A 15,809-nucleotide genomic window follows, 5' to 3' on the forward strand; every position below is an offset into this window, starting at 1 on the left:
GAGAACTTACCATGGTAGATAACAGCATTATGGACACAAGCGTGCAGACAAATTCAGCAGTAGAGTCAGAAACCACACACTTTGGTTTCGAAACAGTCGCAAAAGACGAAAAAGTCGCGAAAGTAGCAGAGGTATTTCACTCTGTAGCCGCTAAATACGACATCATGAATGACTTAATGTCGGGTGGTGTTCACCGCTTGTGGAAGCGATTCACGATTGATTGCAGTGGCGTTCGCCCTGGTCAGCGTATCCTAGATCTTGGTGGTGGTACTGGCGACCTTACTGCGAAATTCTCGCGTATCGTTGGTGAAAAAGGCCACGTGGTTCTTGCTGATATCAACAACTCAATGCTGAATGTTGGCCGTGATAAGCTGCGTGATAGCGGCATTGTTGGCAACGTACACTACGTACAAGCGAACGCTGAAGAGTTGCCATTCCCAGATAACTACTTCGATTGCATTACGATCAGCTTCTGTCTGCGTAACGTAACCGATAAAGACCAAGCGCTGCGTTCTATGTACCGCGTACTTAAGCCGGGTGGCCGTTTGTTGGTTCTTGAGTTTTCTAAGCCAGTGCTTGAGCCACTATCAAAGGTTTACGACGCATACTCTTTCCACCTGTTGCCAAAAATGGGTGAGCTGATTGCCAACGACGCAGACAGCTACCGTTACCTTGCAGAATCTATTCGTATGCACCCAAATCAAGAGACTTTGGAAGGCATGATGCAAGAAGCGGGTTTCGAGAATACTAAATACTTCAACCTAACGGGCGGCATTGTTGCGCTGCACCGCGGTTACAAGTTCTAGTCGAGCTTGGTAGCAGGCTCGCTGAGCGTGCTAAACAATAAGAATAAAGATAGAACGGATAGGTTAAGGCTTATCCGTTTTCAAAGGTAAGGACAGTCATGCCATTTGATCCATTGGTAACCGCGGTTATTGAAACCTCTTTAAATACTTTCGTGAACGATGATCCAGCACTGGTTCGTCGTTTGTCTCGTTTAAAGGGGCAGATCATTCAAGTTAATTTGAAAGAGTTGAATAAAACGCTCACTTTCGTTTTCAGCCAACAAATCGATGTGTTGTCGGAATACGAAGGGCAGCCTGATTGCTACCTATCTTTGAATTTATCGGTGTTACCGGAACTGCGTGAGCAATCGAACATCACCAAGCTGATCAAGCAAGATAAGCTGATCTTAGAGGGTGATATTCAACTGGCACAGAAATTTGCTCAGCTGATGACAGACTGCAAGCCTGATTTGGAAGAGTGGTTATCGCGCGTAACGGGTGATGTGGTTGCGCATACCTTGGTGCAAGGCGTTAAAAACGTCGGTGGCTTTGTGGCAAAACAGGCGACTAAGCATCAAAACCATGTTGCTCAAGTTCTGACTGAAGAGTGGAAGATCGCACCTGCACCGTTAGAAGTCGCGCATTTTTGCGACCAAGTTGATGACGTAAAAAGCTCTGCTGCTCGTCTTGAAGCTAAGTTGAACGCTCTGTTGGAGAAAGCATGACCCCAGCAGAACTGAAACGTCTTTATCATATTATCAAGGTACAGTTGGAATACGGCCTTGATGAGTTGATGCCGGAACACCAACTGACTAAAGCCCCTTTGTTGGCGCGAAAGTCACTGTTTTGGCTCAAGAACAAGCATCAAGATAAAGAGTTGGGTCATCGCTTGCGCCTTGCGCTGCAAGAACTTGGTCCAGTGTGGATCAAGTTTGGACAGATGATGTCGACACGTCGTGATCTGTTCCCTCCTCATATCGCCGATCAGTTGGCGTTGTTGCAAGACCAAGTTGCGCCGTTTGATGGTCAATTGGCGAAGCAAGATATGGAAAAGGCGTTGGGTGGCAGTTTAGACAACTGGTTTACCGACTTTGATATCGAGCCACTGGCTTCTGCTTCTATTGCTCAGGTGCATACCGCAAAGCTTAAAGAGAGCGGTCGCGAGATTGTTCTGAAGGTCATTCGACCTGATATTCGCCCGGTGATTGACGCAGATCTAAAACTGATGCACCGAATGGCGCGTATAGTCGCTAAGTCGCTTCCTGAAGCACGTCGTTTGAAACCGGTTGAAGTGGTTCACGAGTACGAGAAAACGTTACTTGATGAACTCGACCTGCGCCGTGAGGCGGCCAATGCCATTCAACTGCGACGTAATTTTGAAGGCAGTGAAGAGCTGTATGTTCCAGAGGTTATCCCTGATCTAAGCAGCGAAACCCTGATGGTGTCAGAGCGAATCTATGGTATTCAAGTCTCCGATATTGAGACGCTAGAAGCCAACGGCACCAACATGAAACTGCTCGCGGAACGCGGTGTGACGGTATTCTTCACCCAAGTATTCCGAGATAGCTTTTTCCATGCAGACATGCACCCGGGCAACGTATTTGTTAACCCAGAGAATCCAGATAACCCTCAGTGGATTGGTTTGGATTGTGGCATTGTTGGTACGCTCAATAGCGAAGATAAGCGCTATTTAGCAGAGAACTTGTTGGCTTTCTTCAATCGAGATTACCGTAAAGTTGCTGAGCTACACGTTGATTCGGGGTGGGTGCCACACGACACTAACGTCAATGATTTTGAGTTCGCGATCCGTATGGTGTGTGAGCCAATCTTTGCAAAACCACTTGGCGAGATCTCATTTGGCCATGTGTTGCTAAACTTATTTAATACAGCAAGACGTTTCAACATGGAGGTTCAACCTCAGTTGGTGCTTCTGCAAAAGACCTTGTTGTATGTCGAAGGCCTAGGCCGTCAGCTGTATCCGCAACTTGATTTGTGGGCAACGGCGAAGCCTTTCCTTGAAACCTGGATGATGAATCAGGTGGGGCCGCAAGCTGTGATCAACGCAGTAAAAGAGCGTGCGCCATTCTGGGCAGAAAAACTGCCAGAGCTGCCAGAGCTACTTTATGACAGCTTGCGCCAAGGTAAAGCGATGAACCACAGAATGGATCAGCTTTATCAAGGTTACCGAGATAGTAAGCGTCAGCAAGCAACTGGAAAGTTTTTGTTTGGCGTTGGAGCCACTTTAGTCGTATGCTCCGCAATATTAGTTTCAAGCCCTTATGAGCAGCTATCTATGGGCTGTGGCATCGCAGGTGTCACATTTTGGTTGCTTAGTTGGCGAGCTTACCGTCGTTAGACAGTAGACTCTCTTAATATTTTTATGTGTAGACAGACCCGAGGACAATGACAATGGGTGGTATCAGTATTTGGCAACTTCTAATCATTGCTGTAATTGTAATTTTGCTATTCGGAACAAAGAAACTGCGCGGTATGGGTGGTGACTTAGGTTCAGCGGTTAAAGGCTTCAAAAAAGCGATGAGCGATGAAGACAAGCCTGCAGATAAGAAAGATGCAGACTTCGAACCAAAGAATATTGAACAGCAGAAGACAGAAGCTCACGCTGAAACAACTGCTGAAACAAAGAAAGACAAAGAGCAGGCGTAAATCGTGTTTGATATCGGTTTTTGGGAACTGGTATTAATATCTGTCGTTGGGTTAGTGGTTTTAGGGCCTGAGCGTTTGCCCGTGGCGATTCGCAGTATTTCCAAGTTTGTTGGACAAGCGAAAAGCATGGCAAACAGTGTGAAAGATGAACTTTCTCATGAGCTTAAGGTGCAAGAGCTGCAAGAAAACCTACGCAAGGCGGAAAAAATGGGTATGGAAGATTTATCTCCAGACCTTAAAGCGTCAGTCGATGAACTCAAGCAGGCCGCTGCTGAGGTTCAACGTCCGTATGCTAAGCCTGAGTCTGATAAGCCAAGTGAGACTAAACCTAGTGTCATGGAAACTGTGGAATCTGAAACCATTCAGGTCAACAGCGAAGCTTCAGCACCGTCAGATAAGAAAGCCGAATAGTCTCGCAAGGAGGAGTCGCCGGATACTTGAGTCGCTAGATGTTTTAATAGATAGCTATTCAAGTAAATAACTATTCAAGTGGATACCAATCCAACTGGATAGATACACGCGCGACTCCTTTTCGATCTTCCTGTTTAAGAGGTTTGACATGTCTTCGACTGAGCAGACACAGCCTTTAATTAGCCACCTTCTAGAACTACGTAATCGCCTACTACGTGCGATTGTCGCGGTGCTAGTGATATTTGTCGGGCTAATTTATTTTGCTAATGATATTTATGAATTCGTATCAGCACCTTTGGTAGATCGTCTACCGGAAGGGGCGACGATGATCGCAACCGATGTTGCATCGCCATTTTTCACACCGCTGAAATTAACCTTGATCGCGTCTATATTCCTCGCGGTTCCGTTTATTTTGTATCAGGTGTGGGCTTTTGTTGCTCCGGGTTTATACAAGCATGAAAAACGCTTGATCATGCCGCTATTGGCTTCAAGTTCATTGCTGTTTTACTGTGGTGTGGCGTTCGCTTACTTCATTGTATTCCCGTTAGTATTTGGCTTTTTTACGGCCATATCATTAGGGGGAGTAGAGTTCGCAACCGACATCTCAAGCTATCTTGATTTTGTACTCGCGCTGTTCTTTGCTTTTGGTATTGCCTTTGAAGTGCCAGTTGCGATTATCTTGTTGTGTTGGACAGGTGCAACAACGCCTCAATCTCTATCTGAAAAGCGTCCTTACATTGTTGTGGGTGCTTTCATCATCGGTATGATGCTGACACCACCAGATATGATCTCGCAAACACTGTTGGCGATTCCAATGTGTATTCTGTTTGAGATTGGTCTGTTCTTCGCACGTTTTTATACGCGTAAGCCAGATGCGGATGAAGAGGAAGAAGCTGAATCTTGATTCGGAATGCTTCAGTAAAAATCACATAATAAAAAAGCGGCCTAGGGCCGCTTTTTTATTATGTCTGTTTATCGAATCTTTAACTGATAGCCACAGTTCTGACATATATAGAGCTCTTTGATGCCCAAAATTTTATGCCATAGGGTTCGATGTTGACGTTGTAAGTGTTGTGAATGGTCACACATAATCAACTACCTCCATATGCAGGCGGTTGATGATATATTGAATGAGATAGTAACTCAAACTAAACTGTAAATTCTAACTTTCCACTGAACAAACAAAAAAGCGACGCTAGCCGCTTTGATTTTGCGTATCTATCTTACTTTCAATTGGTATCCACATTGAGTGCAATTATACAGCTCTTTGATGCCAATTACTTTGTGCCATAGAGTTCGATGTTTACGCCTTAAGTGGGGGTGCTTACACATAAATTACCGTCGAGATATTCAGGCGGCTTATGTTGTACTAGTTTAATAGTTCATTCAACAAAATATACAAAACTTACATTTTTTGTTGAATTGTATAGGTTTTTACAAGTTGAATAAGCTGATTGCATTTTTTGTGGTGATTGCATTCACCTCTTCGATGCTTTTGCCGCGCAATTCAGCGATGCGTTTTGCTACTAATTCTGTGTAGGCTGGTTCATTGCGTTTACCGCGATTCGGTGTTGGTGCTAAGTATGGGCAATCTGTCTCTAGGATGACGTAATTCATATCAAGATGTGGAATCACCTTATCCATCCCCGAGTTCTTAAAGGTCGATACGCCGCCTAAACCTAAATGAAAGCCTAGCTCGTTGATCGCTTGAGCTTCCTCTAAGCTACTGCCAAAACAGTGGAATACCCCGCGTAAGCTGCCATCTTGTTCTTTACGAAGTAGGGCAAGTGTCTCTTCAATGGAATCACGAGTATGGATCACCACAGGTAGATCAAGCTCTTTTGCCCACTGCAGTTGAGTCACAAACGCCATCTCTTGTTCAGCCTTGAAGGTTTTATCCCAGTACAAGTCGATACCAATCTCACCCACGGCGATAAAGTCATGCTTATCAAACCAAGCTCGAATGGTTTTGAGGGTTTGCTCGATATTCGCATCCACATAACAAGGGTGTAAGCCCATCATTGAACGGCACACATCAGGAAACTGCGCTTCCGTTGCTAACATTGGTTCGATAGATTCTAAATCGATGTTCGGCAATAGAATGGTATCAATCCCTTGAGCCAGTGCGCGCTGCACAACTTGTTCGCGGTCTTCATCGAATTCACTAGCGTAAATATGAGCATGGGTGTCGATCATTGTTTTGTCCTGAAAGCGGTCTTTACTGAGTTGTCATGAGTATACGGCAGTGTGAGGAGAAGGTCATTTTTTGCCACTTATCCCTATTTTTGAGTGGGTTTCATATTTTACTGCTAGCGTCCTGAGCCATCAGTGATATGCTTTTGCCTGTATTTAGCACTTTTCATATCTAAGTATTTCGGTGCTTAGACTAGGCAAGGAGAATCTAGTGTCTGTTTCAATTCAAGGTCAATTCCCAGGTCGCCGTATGCGCCGTATGCGTAAGCACGACTTTAGCCGTCGCCTAATGGCAGAAAATCAATTGTCTGTGGATGATCTAATCTACCCAATGTTTATCCTGATGGGTAAAGACCGCCGCGAGCCTGTCGAGTCAATGCCAGGTGTTGAACGCTTGTCGATCGACTACATGCTTGAGGAAGCAGATTACCTGTCAAAGCTGGGTGTTCCTGCGATTGCTCTATTTCCAGTCGTGAACCAAGATGCTAAAAGTTTATGCGCAGCTGAAGCTCATAACTCAGAAGGTTTGGTGCAGCGCGCTGTACGTTTACTAAAAGAGCATGTGCCAAACATTGGCGTTATTACTGACGTAGCACTAGACCCGTTCACCACTCACGGCCAAGACGGCATCATCGATGAAGATGGTTACGTGATGAATGACGAGACGACTGAAGTCTTGATCAAGCAAGCATTATCACACGCTGAAGCGGGTGCTGACGTAGTTGCCCCATCGGATATGATGGATGGTCGCATTGGTAAGATCCGTGAAGCGTTAGAAGAAGCGGGCCATATTCATACTCAGATTATGGCGTACTCTGCAAAATATGCATCGTGCTACTACGGCCCATTCCGTGATGCAGTTGGCAGTGCTTCGAACCTGAAAGGTGGTAACAAGAAGAACTACCAGATGGATCCAGCCAACAGCGATGAAGCGATTCATGAAGTCGCGATGGATCTTAATGAAGGTGCGGACATGGTGATGGTGAAACCAGGCATGCCTTACCTTGATATTGTTCGTCGTGTTAAGCACGAACTGCAAGCGCCTACGTTTGCTTACCAAGTATCTGGTGAATACGCGATGCACAAAGCGGCGATTCAAAACGGCTGGCTGAAAGAGCGCGAAACCGTCATGGAATCACTGTTGTGCTTTAAGCGTGCTGGCGCTGATGGCATTCTTACTTACTTCGCTAAAGATGTCGCAGAGTGGCTTGCTGAAGATAACGCACAAGCTGCTGAGCATTTAAAAGAAAAGTAACCGTGTAGATCTCACTTAAGTGATCAGTAAAGGGTTGGCCATTGTGCCAGCCCTTTCGTTTATAAGGATGAATAAGATGTCAGTTGTCGTACGTGAAGGTTCTTTAGAAGAAGTGGTGTCTGTGGTCGAGCAGATCTCTGAGTTCGCTAAAAAAGAGAGTGTCGCTTCTCTGTCAGAGCGGCTGGCAGGGAAAAAGAGCCTTATCTTAGTGGCTGAAGAAGCTGGCGTGTTGCTTGGCTTTAAGATCGGCTATGAATTGGATCAAGATACTTTTTACAGCTGGTTTGGTGGCGTGTCACCGCTCGCGAGGAACAAAGGCGTTGCACAGGCGCAATTAGACGTTCAGGAACAGTGGGCGAAAGAGCAGGGCTACAGACAGTTAAAGGTTAAGTCTCGTAACCAGTTCCCTGCAATGTTGCGCCTGTTATTGAGAAACGGTTACCTAATCGAAAGATTTGAAGAAAAAGAAGACATTAATGACCATAGAATCCATTTTTTGAAGCAAATTTAAGCACTGCTGTTAACGGTTTATAAATCAAATGAGATTTATTATCATTTAATTGTTGACTATTAAATGAGAATCATTATTATTAACTTCGTCTTAGGGAATGAGGAAATGTTCACAAGGATGTTAAGTACTCAAGTATCTACTTGGTTACCCAACAGAATTCTCGCGAACTTGTACTAAGTTCTTTTTGACACGACATTGCTCACATTGCTTCCAGTGTAATTTATAGCTTTTAGGTAAAGCTGTGGTATTCAATTTGAATGGCTTTACCGGTTTTTGCTAGGCGACATCTTCGGGTGTCGCTTTTTTTTATACCTACCATTTCAACAAGATGCATATTTAGTGGCACGTATTTTTATGAATAAAACGCCATCAGCATTCTTTTCCACAACGCAAGATCGAGAAAAGATCGTTGATCATCTGTTCGATCTGTAAAATTATTCTTTATTTTCAGTTGTTTATTGGTGTTTTTTGAGTTGTTCACCGTAGTTCTCAACAGGGTGGATAAATAATATAAACAGAGTTATCCACAGAACGCTTGCGTCTAAGAACAAAAAATAACAACAAATCGATTATAACGAACACAACCGAGTGAACGGATACAGATCGACAACGTGGAATCCAACCAACAGACGTGGCATTCTTAACAGATAATTTCTGTACTTACTGGATACACAAACATTATGGCTCGTATTCCTGATAATCCATTGATTCTGATCGATGGCTCTTCTTACCTATATCGCGCGTTTCATGCTTACCCTGGCACCATGAGCAATGGTGATATCCCGACTAACGCGGTTTACGGTGTAGTTAACATGCTGCGCAGCATGATGCGTCAATTTGCTTCTGATCGTATTGCGGTTATTTTTGATGCAAAAGGAAAGACGTTCCGTGATGACATGTACCCAGAGTACAAGGCTAATCGTCCACCTATGCCGGATGATCTACGTTGTCAGATCGAACCTTTGCACAACGTGATTCGCGCAATGGGTCTACCACTTATCTCGATCCCAGGCGTTGAAGCGGATGATGTGATTGGTACGCTAGCTTCTCAAGCATCTAAAGCGGGCATGCCGGTTTTGATCAGTACTGGCGATAAAGATATGGCGCAGCTGGTTGATGACAACGTTACTTTGATCAACACCATGACCAACGTGGTTATGGATCGCGAAGGCGTGATAGAGAAGTTTGGCATCCCACCTGAGCTGATTATCGACTACCTTGCACTGATGGGCGATAAAGTGGATAACATTCCTGGCGTTCCAGGTGTTGGTGACAAAACAGCAACTGCTCTACTACAAGGCATTGGTAGCATCGAGAAGTTGTACCAAAACCTAGATGATATTGCCGCTCTTGGCTTCCGTGGTTCAAAAACCATGGCTAAGAAGCTGATTGATAATAAAGACAACGCTGAGATGTCTTACGAGCTTGCAACGATCAAACTGGACGTCGAGTTAGAAGAGACACCTGAGTCGCTTGTAAAAGCACAACCAAATACGGATGAGCTGATTAAGCTATACGGTCGACTGGTCTTCAAATCTTGGTTGAACGAGCTACTGGAAGGCGGCAGCGGTGTGGTTGAGGCGGATGAAAAGTCGGGTGCTGTGCGTAGCAGCACGGCATCAACCACTTCTACCGTAGAAATGAACACCTCTGCAGTGACGATTGATCGCAGCAACTACGAAACCATCTTAGATGAAGCCTCTTTTAATGCGTGGCTAGAGAAACTGAAAGCGTCAGAGGTGTTTGCCTTTGATACTGAAACAGACAGCTTGGACTACATGGTGGCTAACCTTGTTGGTCTATCATTCGCAACCGAAGAAGGCGTTGCCGCTTACGTACCGGTTGCTCATGACTACTTAGATGCACCTCAACAACTGGATCGTGATTGGGTACTTGAACAGCTTAAGCCGATTCTTGAAGATGACGCACAGGCTAAAGTCGGTCAAAACCTGAAGTACGATATGAGCGTTTTAGCGCGCTACGGTATCGAGATGAAAGGCATCAAGCACGACACCATGCTAGCGTCTTATGTTTTTAATAGCGTTGGCGGCAAGCATGATATGGATAGCCTAGCGCTGCGTTTCCTTCAGCACAGCTGCATCTCATTTGAGCAAATCGCAGGTAAAGGTAAGAAGCAGCTTACTTTCAACCAGATTGAGCTGGGAGAAGCGTCTCCATACGCAGCAGAAGATGCTGACGTGACACTACGTCTTCATAACCGTTTGATGGAAAACATTGAGCAAGATGAAAAGCTAAAAGCCATCTATGAAGAAATCGAAGTACCACTGATCCCTGTAATGTCTCGCATTGAACGTACCGGCGTATTCATCGATGACATGTTGCTGGGCGCTCAATCGCAAGAGATTGCGGTTCGATTGGATGAGCTAGAACAGAAAGCCTACGAGATTGCAGAGCAAGAGTTCAACATGAACTCGCCAAAACAGCTGCAAGCGATCCTGTTTGAGAAAATGGGTCTGCCTGTTATCAAGAAAACGCCATCAGGTGCACCTTCAACCAACGAAGAAGTGCTGCAAGAGTTGGCTCTTGATTACCCGCTACCTAAGCTGATCATTGAGTATCGTGGCCTTGCGAAACTAAAGTCGACCTACACAGATAAACTACCGAAGATGATCAACGCTGAAACGGGTCGTATTCATACGTCTTATCACCAAGCGGTGACAGCAACGGGTCGATTGTCTTCAACAGATCCAAACCTGCAGAACATCCCAATTCGTAATGAAGAAGGCCGTCGTATCCGCCAAGCATTCGTTGCACAACATGGTTGGAAGATTCTAGCGGTCGATTACTCTCAAATTGAATTGCGTATCATGGCGCACCTTTCGGGTGATAAAGCGCTTCTGGAAGCATTCCAACAAGGCAAAGATATCCACGCGGCAACGGCTGCTGAGATCATTGGTGTTGATATTGAGAGTGTGACCACTGAACAACGTCGTCGTGCTAAAGCCGTTAACTTCGGTCTTATCTACGGTATGAGTGCCTTTGGCTTGGCTAAGCAACTGGGTATTCCTCGTGGCGAAGCACAGCACTACATGGACACTTACTTCGAGCGTTACCCTGGCGTAATGCAGTATATGGAAGACACGCGCAGTGCTGCTTCAGAGCAAGGCTTCGTTGAAACCATTTACGGTCGTCGACTGCACCTTCCTGAGATTCAATCTCGTAATGGCATGCGTCGTAAAGCTGCTGAACGCGCGGCGATCAATGCGCCAATGCAAGGCACAGCAGCGGACATCATTAAGAAAGCGATGTTGTTGGTGGATGAGTGGATTCAAGCGGAAGGCGATGGTCGTGTAAAACTGCTTATGCAGGTACACGATGAATTGGTGTTTGAAGTGGAAGAGTCATCTTTAGCCGAAATTGAAAGTAAAGTACAAGAATTGATGGAATCCGCTGCAGAGCTAGAAGTGCCGCTTGTCGCGGAAGCTGGCCACGGTGACAACTGGGATCAAGCCCACTAATCAGTTTTTGACCTTAATAAGCAAATTAGTATGAGCCAGTGCACAAACACTGGCTTTTTTTTGTCTCAAATAAAGTTAAGTCGTAATAAGAATTTAGGTGTTTTAATAAAACATTCATGAAAAAAAACTACAAAAGTTGTTTTCATTTCTGAGCAATTGTTGTACATTAAATCTCGTAGGGTACAGAGGTAAGATGTTCTATCTTTCAGACCTTTTGTTTCACGTTATTGGATTAGGCTGATTCAGCCGCCCTAGTCAGTATTTGACTGGGGCGTTTTTTCTTGTGCGAAAGAAAAATATTTCCAACCTATCATTCCCCCGTAAAACCTCTCATTTTTAGTGCCTTTTATTACACTTTCTCAAGCACAGTGATAAACCCCTGATTTGCCTTAGATCTGAAATTCGATCAGCTTTTGGTAATTTAAATCCGTCTCTAAGTCGATTGTTTTATCACTTGAAATAACTTTTATTTTACAAGTTATCGATAAAGGATTGATGGATCACGCCTTATTTATCAGTGTATTGAGTCGGTGAATGCTCAATGTAATCCATGATTTTCTGTTGTTTCTCGGTGCTGTATTTCAGTGCTTCGGCGGTGATCTGGATGGATTGCGCCATCGAAGAGATATTGTTGGTCGCTTTTACCAAGGTTTGCTGCATGGGTTTCAGGATAAGCAGATAGATAGCGGTCAAAGCGATAATAATGACGGCGATAACGGCCGCCAGCGCAATGATGATCTTGGTCTGAATATCATCCAACAGCATTTGACTGGTTTGTTTAAAGGCGAGTCGAGATTGGTCTAAGGCTTGTGGCAGTTGATTGAGTGATGTCTTGGTGGAGCTCGCAAGCTTATTGATACTTTCAACCGTTTGATTGAGGGCTTGTTGCTGGTCGTCGCTTAGGTTGGGGTTGTTGACTATCGCTTGCAAAGATTGCGATATCACCTCAAGAGACTCACTCGCGTCTTGGGCGTACTTTTCCATGCCATCGAGGTCTAAGGTCATATCGACATTGATCAGTGGGGCTTGTTCTTGTTCTTGTTCTGCTTCAGAGGCAAACCCTGTCAGTGAGACCAACATAAGTGCAATGATGGCCAATGGTGTTTTCCACATGAGTATTCCTTTCTCATTGTTCTGATTATTTAGATGTGTCTTTTAGTATGGTTCACTTCTATTGGTTTTAGTGGCTAAATCCGATTTTTAACACTAAAAACTTATGCTTAACTCACTCATTTTTGGGCAAAAAAATACCCCACCTATATAAGGAGGGGCATTGATAAGGCTAAATCACGTGTTGTAAGTGCTCTAACCTATAGCGATAAGTAGAGGAACTACTCTGAGTCGTTGTGCTCTTCGTCTGCTAACTCATCAATGATTTGATCAGCAAGCGCAGGCGCAAACCACTCATCCATCTTGGCACGCAGTTGGTCAACGCCGATGCCCTTCATTGAAGAGAAGACATCAACCGCAACATCACCACCGAAAGATTTTGCATCGTTACGGATTTTCAGTAGCTGTGCTTTACGCGCACCACTTTTCAGTTTGTCTGCTTTTGTTAACAAAACCTGTACTGGGATGCGGCTATCGATAGCCCAGTAGATCATTTGTTGGTCAAGGTCTTTCATTGGGTGACGGATATCCATCAATACCACTAAACCTTTCAGGCTTTCACGTCGTTGTAGGTATTCACCTAGCGACTTCTGCCATTTTTTCTTCATCTCAAGTGGTACTTGAGCAAAGCCATATCCAGGTAAATCGACGATATGACAACCGTCCGTTACCTTAAATAGGTTGATTAGCTGAGTTCGACCGGGTGTTTTACTGGTTTTCGCCAAGCTTTTTTGGTTTGTAACGCGATTTAGCGCGCTAGATTTACCAGCATTGGAGCGTCCTGCAAACGCAATTTCGATCCCTTCGTCTTCTGGTAAATGACGAATATCAGGTGCACTGGTAATGAAATGCGTGTTTTGATAATGAATTTTTACGCTCACTGTTAACTCCATCTCGACTTTGTGTAGTCGATTGATTACTTTTTTGTGAATTTGTGTAAAATAACCGTGCTCGGCATAAGGTCGCCTATTGTACCATGAGTGGCAACATAGAGTGGTACTGGAAGCTTGATAATTATAATGGAATGTCATGAAGAAATTAGCGCTAATTTTGAGTCTTTTAGCCAGCTGCTCAGTATGGGCTCAAGGTAGTATTGAAGCTGGTAAAGCCAAATCACAAACATGTGTTGCCTGCCACGGTGCTGACGGCAACAGCCTGATCACTCAGTACCCTAAGCTGGCTGGTCAACATGAGAAGTATCTAGAGAAGCAGTTAAAAGAGCTTAAGCTAGGTATGACAAGTGGTGGTAAGCAAGGTCGTTACGAACCTGTAATGGGTGCAATGGCGATGCCTTTATCTGAAGAAGATATGGCTGACCTAGCGGCATACTACGCCTCTCTACCTATCTCTAGTAACTCTACTCCTGAAAATGTAGTAGATGAAGGTAAGGTTCTTTACACAGCGGGTAACGCAGAACGCGGCGTAACGGCGTGTATTGCTTGTCATGGCCCTCGTGGTAATGGTACCGAACTTTCTGGTTTCCCTAAGATTTCAGGTCAGCACGCAGATTACATCAAGGCTCAACTTGAAAAATTCCGCGATGGTGACCGTAATAACGACATGAATGCGATGATGCGTGATGTAGCTAAAAAGTTAACAGACGCTGATATTGATACCTTATCGAAGTACGTTGGTGGTTTACACTAATTTGTCGGTTTCTTGCTCTTAGCCAGAGTAAAGGAATGTACGTTCGAGCGAGATTGAAGAGACGCCCCGATCAGTAATGGTCGGGGCGTTTTCTTTTGTATTGGTTTTATTAATGCGTTTTGTGTTTATGTCTGATTTATCAATGTGTGATCGATTTGTGTACAAAAGTGTGAAGTCGCACTCTTGTAGTCTTTTTGTAACACGGTAAAGTAACCGCCATCAGCTAGGAGCTGACTTAGATATGGATGATCATCTAGTCTAACGGTATAGACAGAAATGGATCAGGCTAGGACAGCCCAGCAACAAGGTGTTAGAAAAGGATAGCCAAAACTCATCAGGACGATGAACAACAAACAAATTTGGCATGGAAAGCACCAATAACAAATGGAGATTTGTGTACCAAGTTGAGTATGCAAATTTTGGCCGATATAGGCAGATTTAGAGAGCGATAGGTTTTCCTATCGCTTTTTTTATTGATTTGATGAAAAAACACCCAATACCTCTCCACTATAAACTCAGTTTCTGGTATGTTTCGCATCCCTGTTTAAGGATGTGCTATGTATACTTGTCCCTTATGCCATCACCAAGGCGTGAATCACTATTTTGAAGACAAACGCAGAGCCTATCTGCAGTGTCAGCAATGTGAACTGGTATTTGTTAAACCTGAACAAAGGTTAGAAGCAAAAGAAGAAAAAGCACACTATGATCTCCATGAGAACGATCCTAGTGATGCAGGCTATCGCCGCTTTTTATCTCGCATCGCGGATCCACTAACAGACAAAATTTCATCTAACTCACACGGGTTGGATTTTGGTTGTGGCCCAGGCCCTACGCTATCTATTATGTTAGAAGAAGCCGGACACACCATGGAGTTGTACGATATCTATTACCACCCAGAACCCTCTGTGTTGGAAAAAACGTATGACTTTATGACTGCCACGGAGGTGATAGAGCATCTTTATCACCCAGACAAAGTGTGGCAGCAATGGTTGAATTTAGTTAAACCCAAGGGCTGGATTGGTCTTATGACTAAACTAGTAATAGACGTAGACGCGTTTGCTGGTTGGCACTACAAGAATGACCCGACACATGTCGTCTTCTTTAGTCGTCAAACATTCCAGTTTTTGGCAGAGCGGGATAAGCTCGAACTAGAATTTTTTGGAAATGATGTAATTTTACTGAGGAAAGTGCAGTAATGGGTCGTAGTAAGAAATCAAGAAAGCCGGGAGCACTTGGCGCTCCGGAGCCTATGGTTACTCGTAACCGTAGTGAATCTGATGTTGAAGGTCGTGAACGTAAGCGTGTTAAAAAGCGTAAAGGCCTTAAGTCTGGTAGCCGTCACTCAGATGGTAGCGAAGCAAAACAGCGCAAAGCTGCACAAGCTCGTGATCCACGTTTAGGCAGCAAGAAAAAAATTCCGCTGATCGTTGAACCAGCGAAGAAGCCGACTAAACAAGAGCGCAAGCTATCTAACGAACAAGAGTTAGAGATGCTTGAGAATGACGCTCAACTGAACACACTCCTAGATCGTATCGAAAATGGTGAAAACCTAGGTGCTGGTCTACAGAAGTTTGTTGATGAGAAACTTGATCGTATCGAACACCTAATGGGACGCTTAGGTCTACTAGAGCCAGAAGACGATGAAGAAGAGATCTTCGAAGAAGCACCGGTTGCCTCTAAGAAGAAAGCGAGCTCTGACGAAGACTTGCTATCTCAATTCGAAGATTTCGATTTAGACAGCTTTAAAGGTTAAT

Annotated in this window: 15 protein-coding genes; 12 read left to right on the forward strand and 3 right to left on the reverse strand. The window is 44.5% G+C overall.

The window, feature by feature from the left end; genetic code table 11:
• Nucleotides 1-26: 26 nt before the first annotated feature.
• From ubiE to tatC, 6 genes are all read left to right on the forward strand, one after another.
• Entirely contained in the window at nucleotides 27-806 is a 780-nt protein-coding gene (gene ubiE, locus AB4558_RS03465; RefSeq protein WP_026012235.1) for a bifunctional demethylmenaquinone methyltransferase/2-methoxy-6-polyprenyl-1,4-benzoquinol methylase UbiE, read from the forward strand.
• Between the two features lie 98 nt (nucleotides 807-904).
• Nucleotides 905-1,510 carry an SCP2 domain-containing protein gene (locus tag AB4558_RS03470; protein ID WP_017063051.1) on the forward strand — a complete coding sequence of 202 codons (606 nt, stop codon included), beginning with the start codon at nucleotides 905-907 and terminating at the stop codon, nucleotides 1,508-1,510.
• The gene (gene ubiB, locus AB4558_RS03475; protein ID WP_017065813.1) at nucleotides 1,507-3,141 is read left to right on the forward strand and encodes a ubiquinone biosynthesis regulatory protein kinase UbiB; all 1,635 of its coding nucleotides are present in this window, start codon (nucleotides 1,507-1,509) and stop codon (nucleotides 3,139-3,141) included. The genes AB4558_RS03470 and ubiB overlap by 4 nt, the downstream gene beginning before the upstream one ends.
• Before the next feature lie 53 nt (nucleotides 3,142-3,194).
• On the forward strand, nucleotides 3,195-3,449 hold the full coding sequence (gene tatA / locus AB4558_RS03480; RefSeq protein ID WP_017060154.1) for a Sec-independent protein translocase subunit TatA: 255 nt from the start codon (nucleotides 3,195-3,197) through the stop codon (nucleotides 3,447-3,449).
• Nucleotides 3,450-3,452: 3 nt separating this feature from the next.
• Entirely contained in the window at nucleotides 3,453-3,860 is a 408-nt protein-coding gene (gene tatB, locus AB4558_RS03485) for a Sec-independent protein translocase protein TatB (RefSeq protein WP_017060155.1), read from the forward strand.
• 148 nt (nucleotides 3,861-4,008) lie between these two features.
• Nucleotides 4,009-4,764 (forward strand): twin-arginine translocase subunit TatC, encoded by a 756-nt coding sequence (tatC, locus tag AB4558_RS03490; RefSeq protein ID WP_017060156.1) that lies wholly within the window; start codon nucleotides 4,009-4,011, stop codon nucleotides 4,762-4,764.
• Between the two features lie 530 nt (nucleotides 4,765-5,294).
• Here the strand turns inward: tatC and AB4558_RS03495 are convergent.
• A complete protein-coding gene (locus tag AB4558_RS03495; RefSeq protein ID WP_104216339.1) occupies nucleotides 5,295-6,056 on the reverse strand; it encodes a TatD family hydrolase in 762 nt (253 codons plus the stop codon).
• 208 nt (nucleotides 6,057-6,264) lie between these two features.
• Between AB4558_RS03495 and hemB the strand changes: the two genes are divergently transcribed.
• The 3 genes from hemB to polA all read left to right on the forward strand — a co-directional run bounded on the left by hemB (nucleotide 6,265) and on the right by polA (nucleotide 11,298).
• On the forward strand, nucleotides 6,265-7,308 hold the full coding sequence (gene hemB / locus AB4558_RS03500; RefSeq protein WP_017060158.1) for a porphobilinogen synthase: 1,044 nt from the start codon (nucleotides 6,265-6,267) through the stop codon (nucleotides 7,306-7,308).
• 76 nt (nucleotides 7,309-7,384) lie between these two features.
• Nucleotides 7,385-7,819, forward strand: a complete 435-nt coding sequence (locus tag AB4558_RS03505) for a GNAT family N-acetyltransferase (protein WP_017063054.1) — start codon at nucleotides 7,385-7,387, stop codon at nucleotides 7,817-7,819.
• A gap of 680 nt (nucleotides 7,820-8,499) precedes the next feature.
• Nucleotides 8,500-11,298 carry a DNA polymerase I gene (gene polA / locus AB4558_RS03510; RefSeq protein WP_372158018.1) on the forward strand — a complete coding sequence of 933 codons (2,799 nt, stop codon included), beginning with the start codon at nucleotides 8,500-8,502 and terminating at the stop codon, nucleotides 11,296-11,298.
• A 507-nt stretch (nucleotides 11,299-11,805) separates the two neighbouring features.
• Here polA and AB4558_RS03515 read toward each other — a convergent pair.
• Nucleotides 11,806-12,411 carry a GTP-binding protein gene (locus tag AB4558_RS03515; RefSeq protein WP_102428481.1) on the reverse strand — a complete coding sequence of 202 codons (606 nt, stop codon included), beginning with the start codon at nucleotides 12,409-12,411 and terminating at the stop codon, nucleotides 11,806-11,808.
• Nucleotides 12,412-12,629: 218 nt separating this feature from the next.
• Nucleotides 12,630-13,289, reverse strand: a complete 660-nt coding sequence (gene yihA, locus AB4558_RS03520; RefSeq protein WP_017060162.1) for a ribosome biogenesis GTP-binding protein YihA/YsxC — start codon at nucleotides 13,287-13,289, stop codon at nucleotides 12,630-12,632.
• 148 nt (nucleotides 13,290-13,437) lie between these two features.
• Between yihA and AB4558_RS03525 the strand changes: the two genes are divergently transcribed.
• The 3 genes from AB4558_RS03525 to yihI all read left to right on the forward strand — a co-directional run bounded on the left by AB4558_RS03525 (nucleotide 13,438) and on the right by yihI (nucleotide 15,808).
• Nucleotides 13,438-14,055, forward strand: coding sequence for a cytochrome c (locus AB4558_RS03525; protein ID WP_012602993.1), 618 nt, complete (start codon nucleotides 13,438-13,440; stop codon nucleotides 14,053-14,055).
• A 557-nt stretch (nucleotides 14,056-14,612) separates the two neighbouring features.
• Complete coding sequence (locus tag AB4558_RS03530) at nucleotides 14,613-15,251, forward strand: class I SAM-dependent methyltransferase (protein ID WP_010433503.1); 639 nt, start codon at nucleotides 14,613-14,615, stop codon at nucleotides 15,249-15,251.
• Nucleotides 15,251-15,808, forward strand: a complete 558-nt coding sequence (gene yihI / locus AB4558_RS03535) for a Der GTPase-activating protein YihI (protein WP_017060163.1) — start codon at nucleotides 15,251-15,253, stop codon at nucleotides 15,806-15,808. Before AB4558_RS03530 ends, yihI begins: the two co-directional genes overlap by 1 nt.
• The last annotated feature ends 1 nt before the right edge of the window (nucleotide 15,809 follow it).

Source organism: Vibrio sp. 10N.222.51.C5 (assembly GCF_041474575.1).
Lineage (GTDB): Bacteria > Pseudomonadota > Gammaproteobacteria > Enterobacterales > Vibrionaceae > Vibrio > Vibrio crassostreae_C.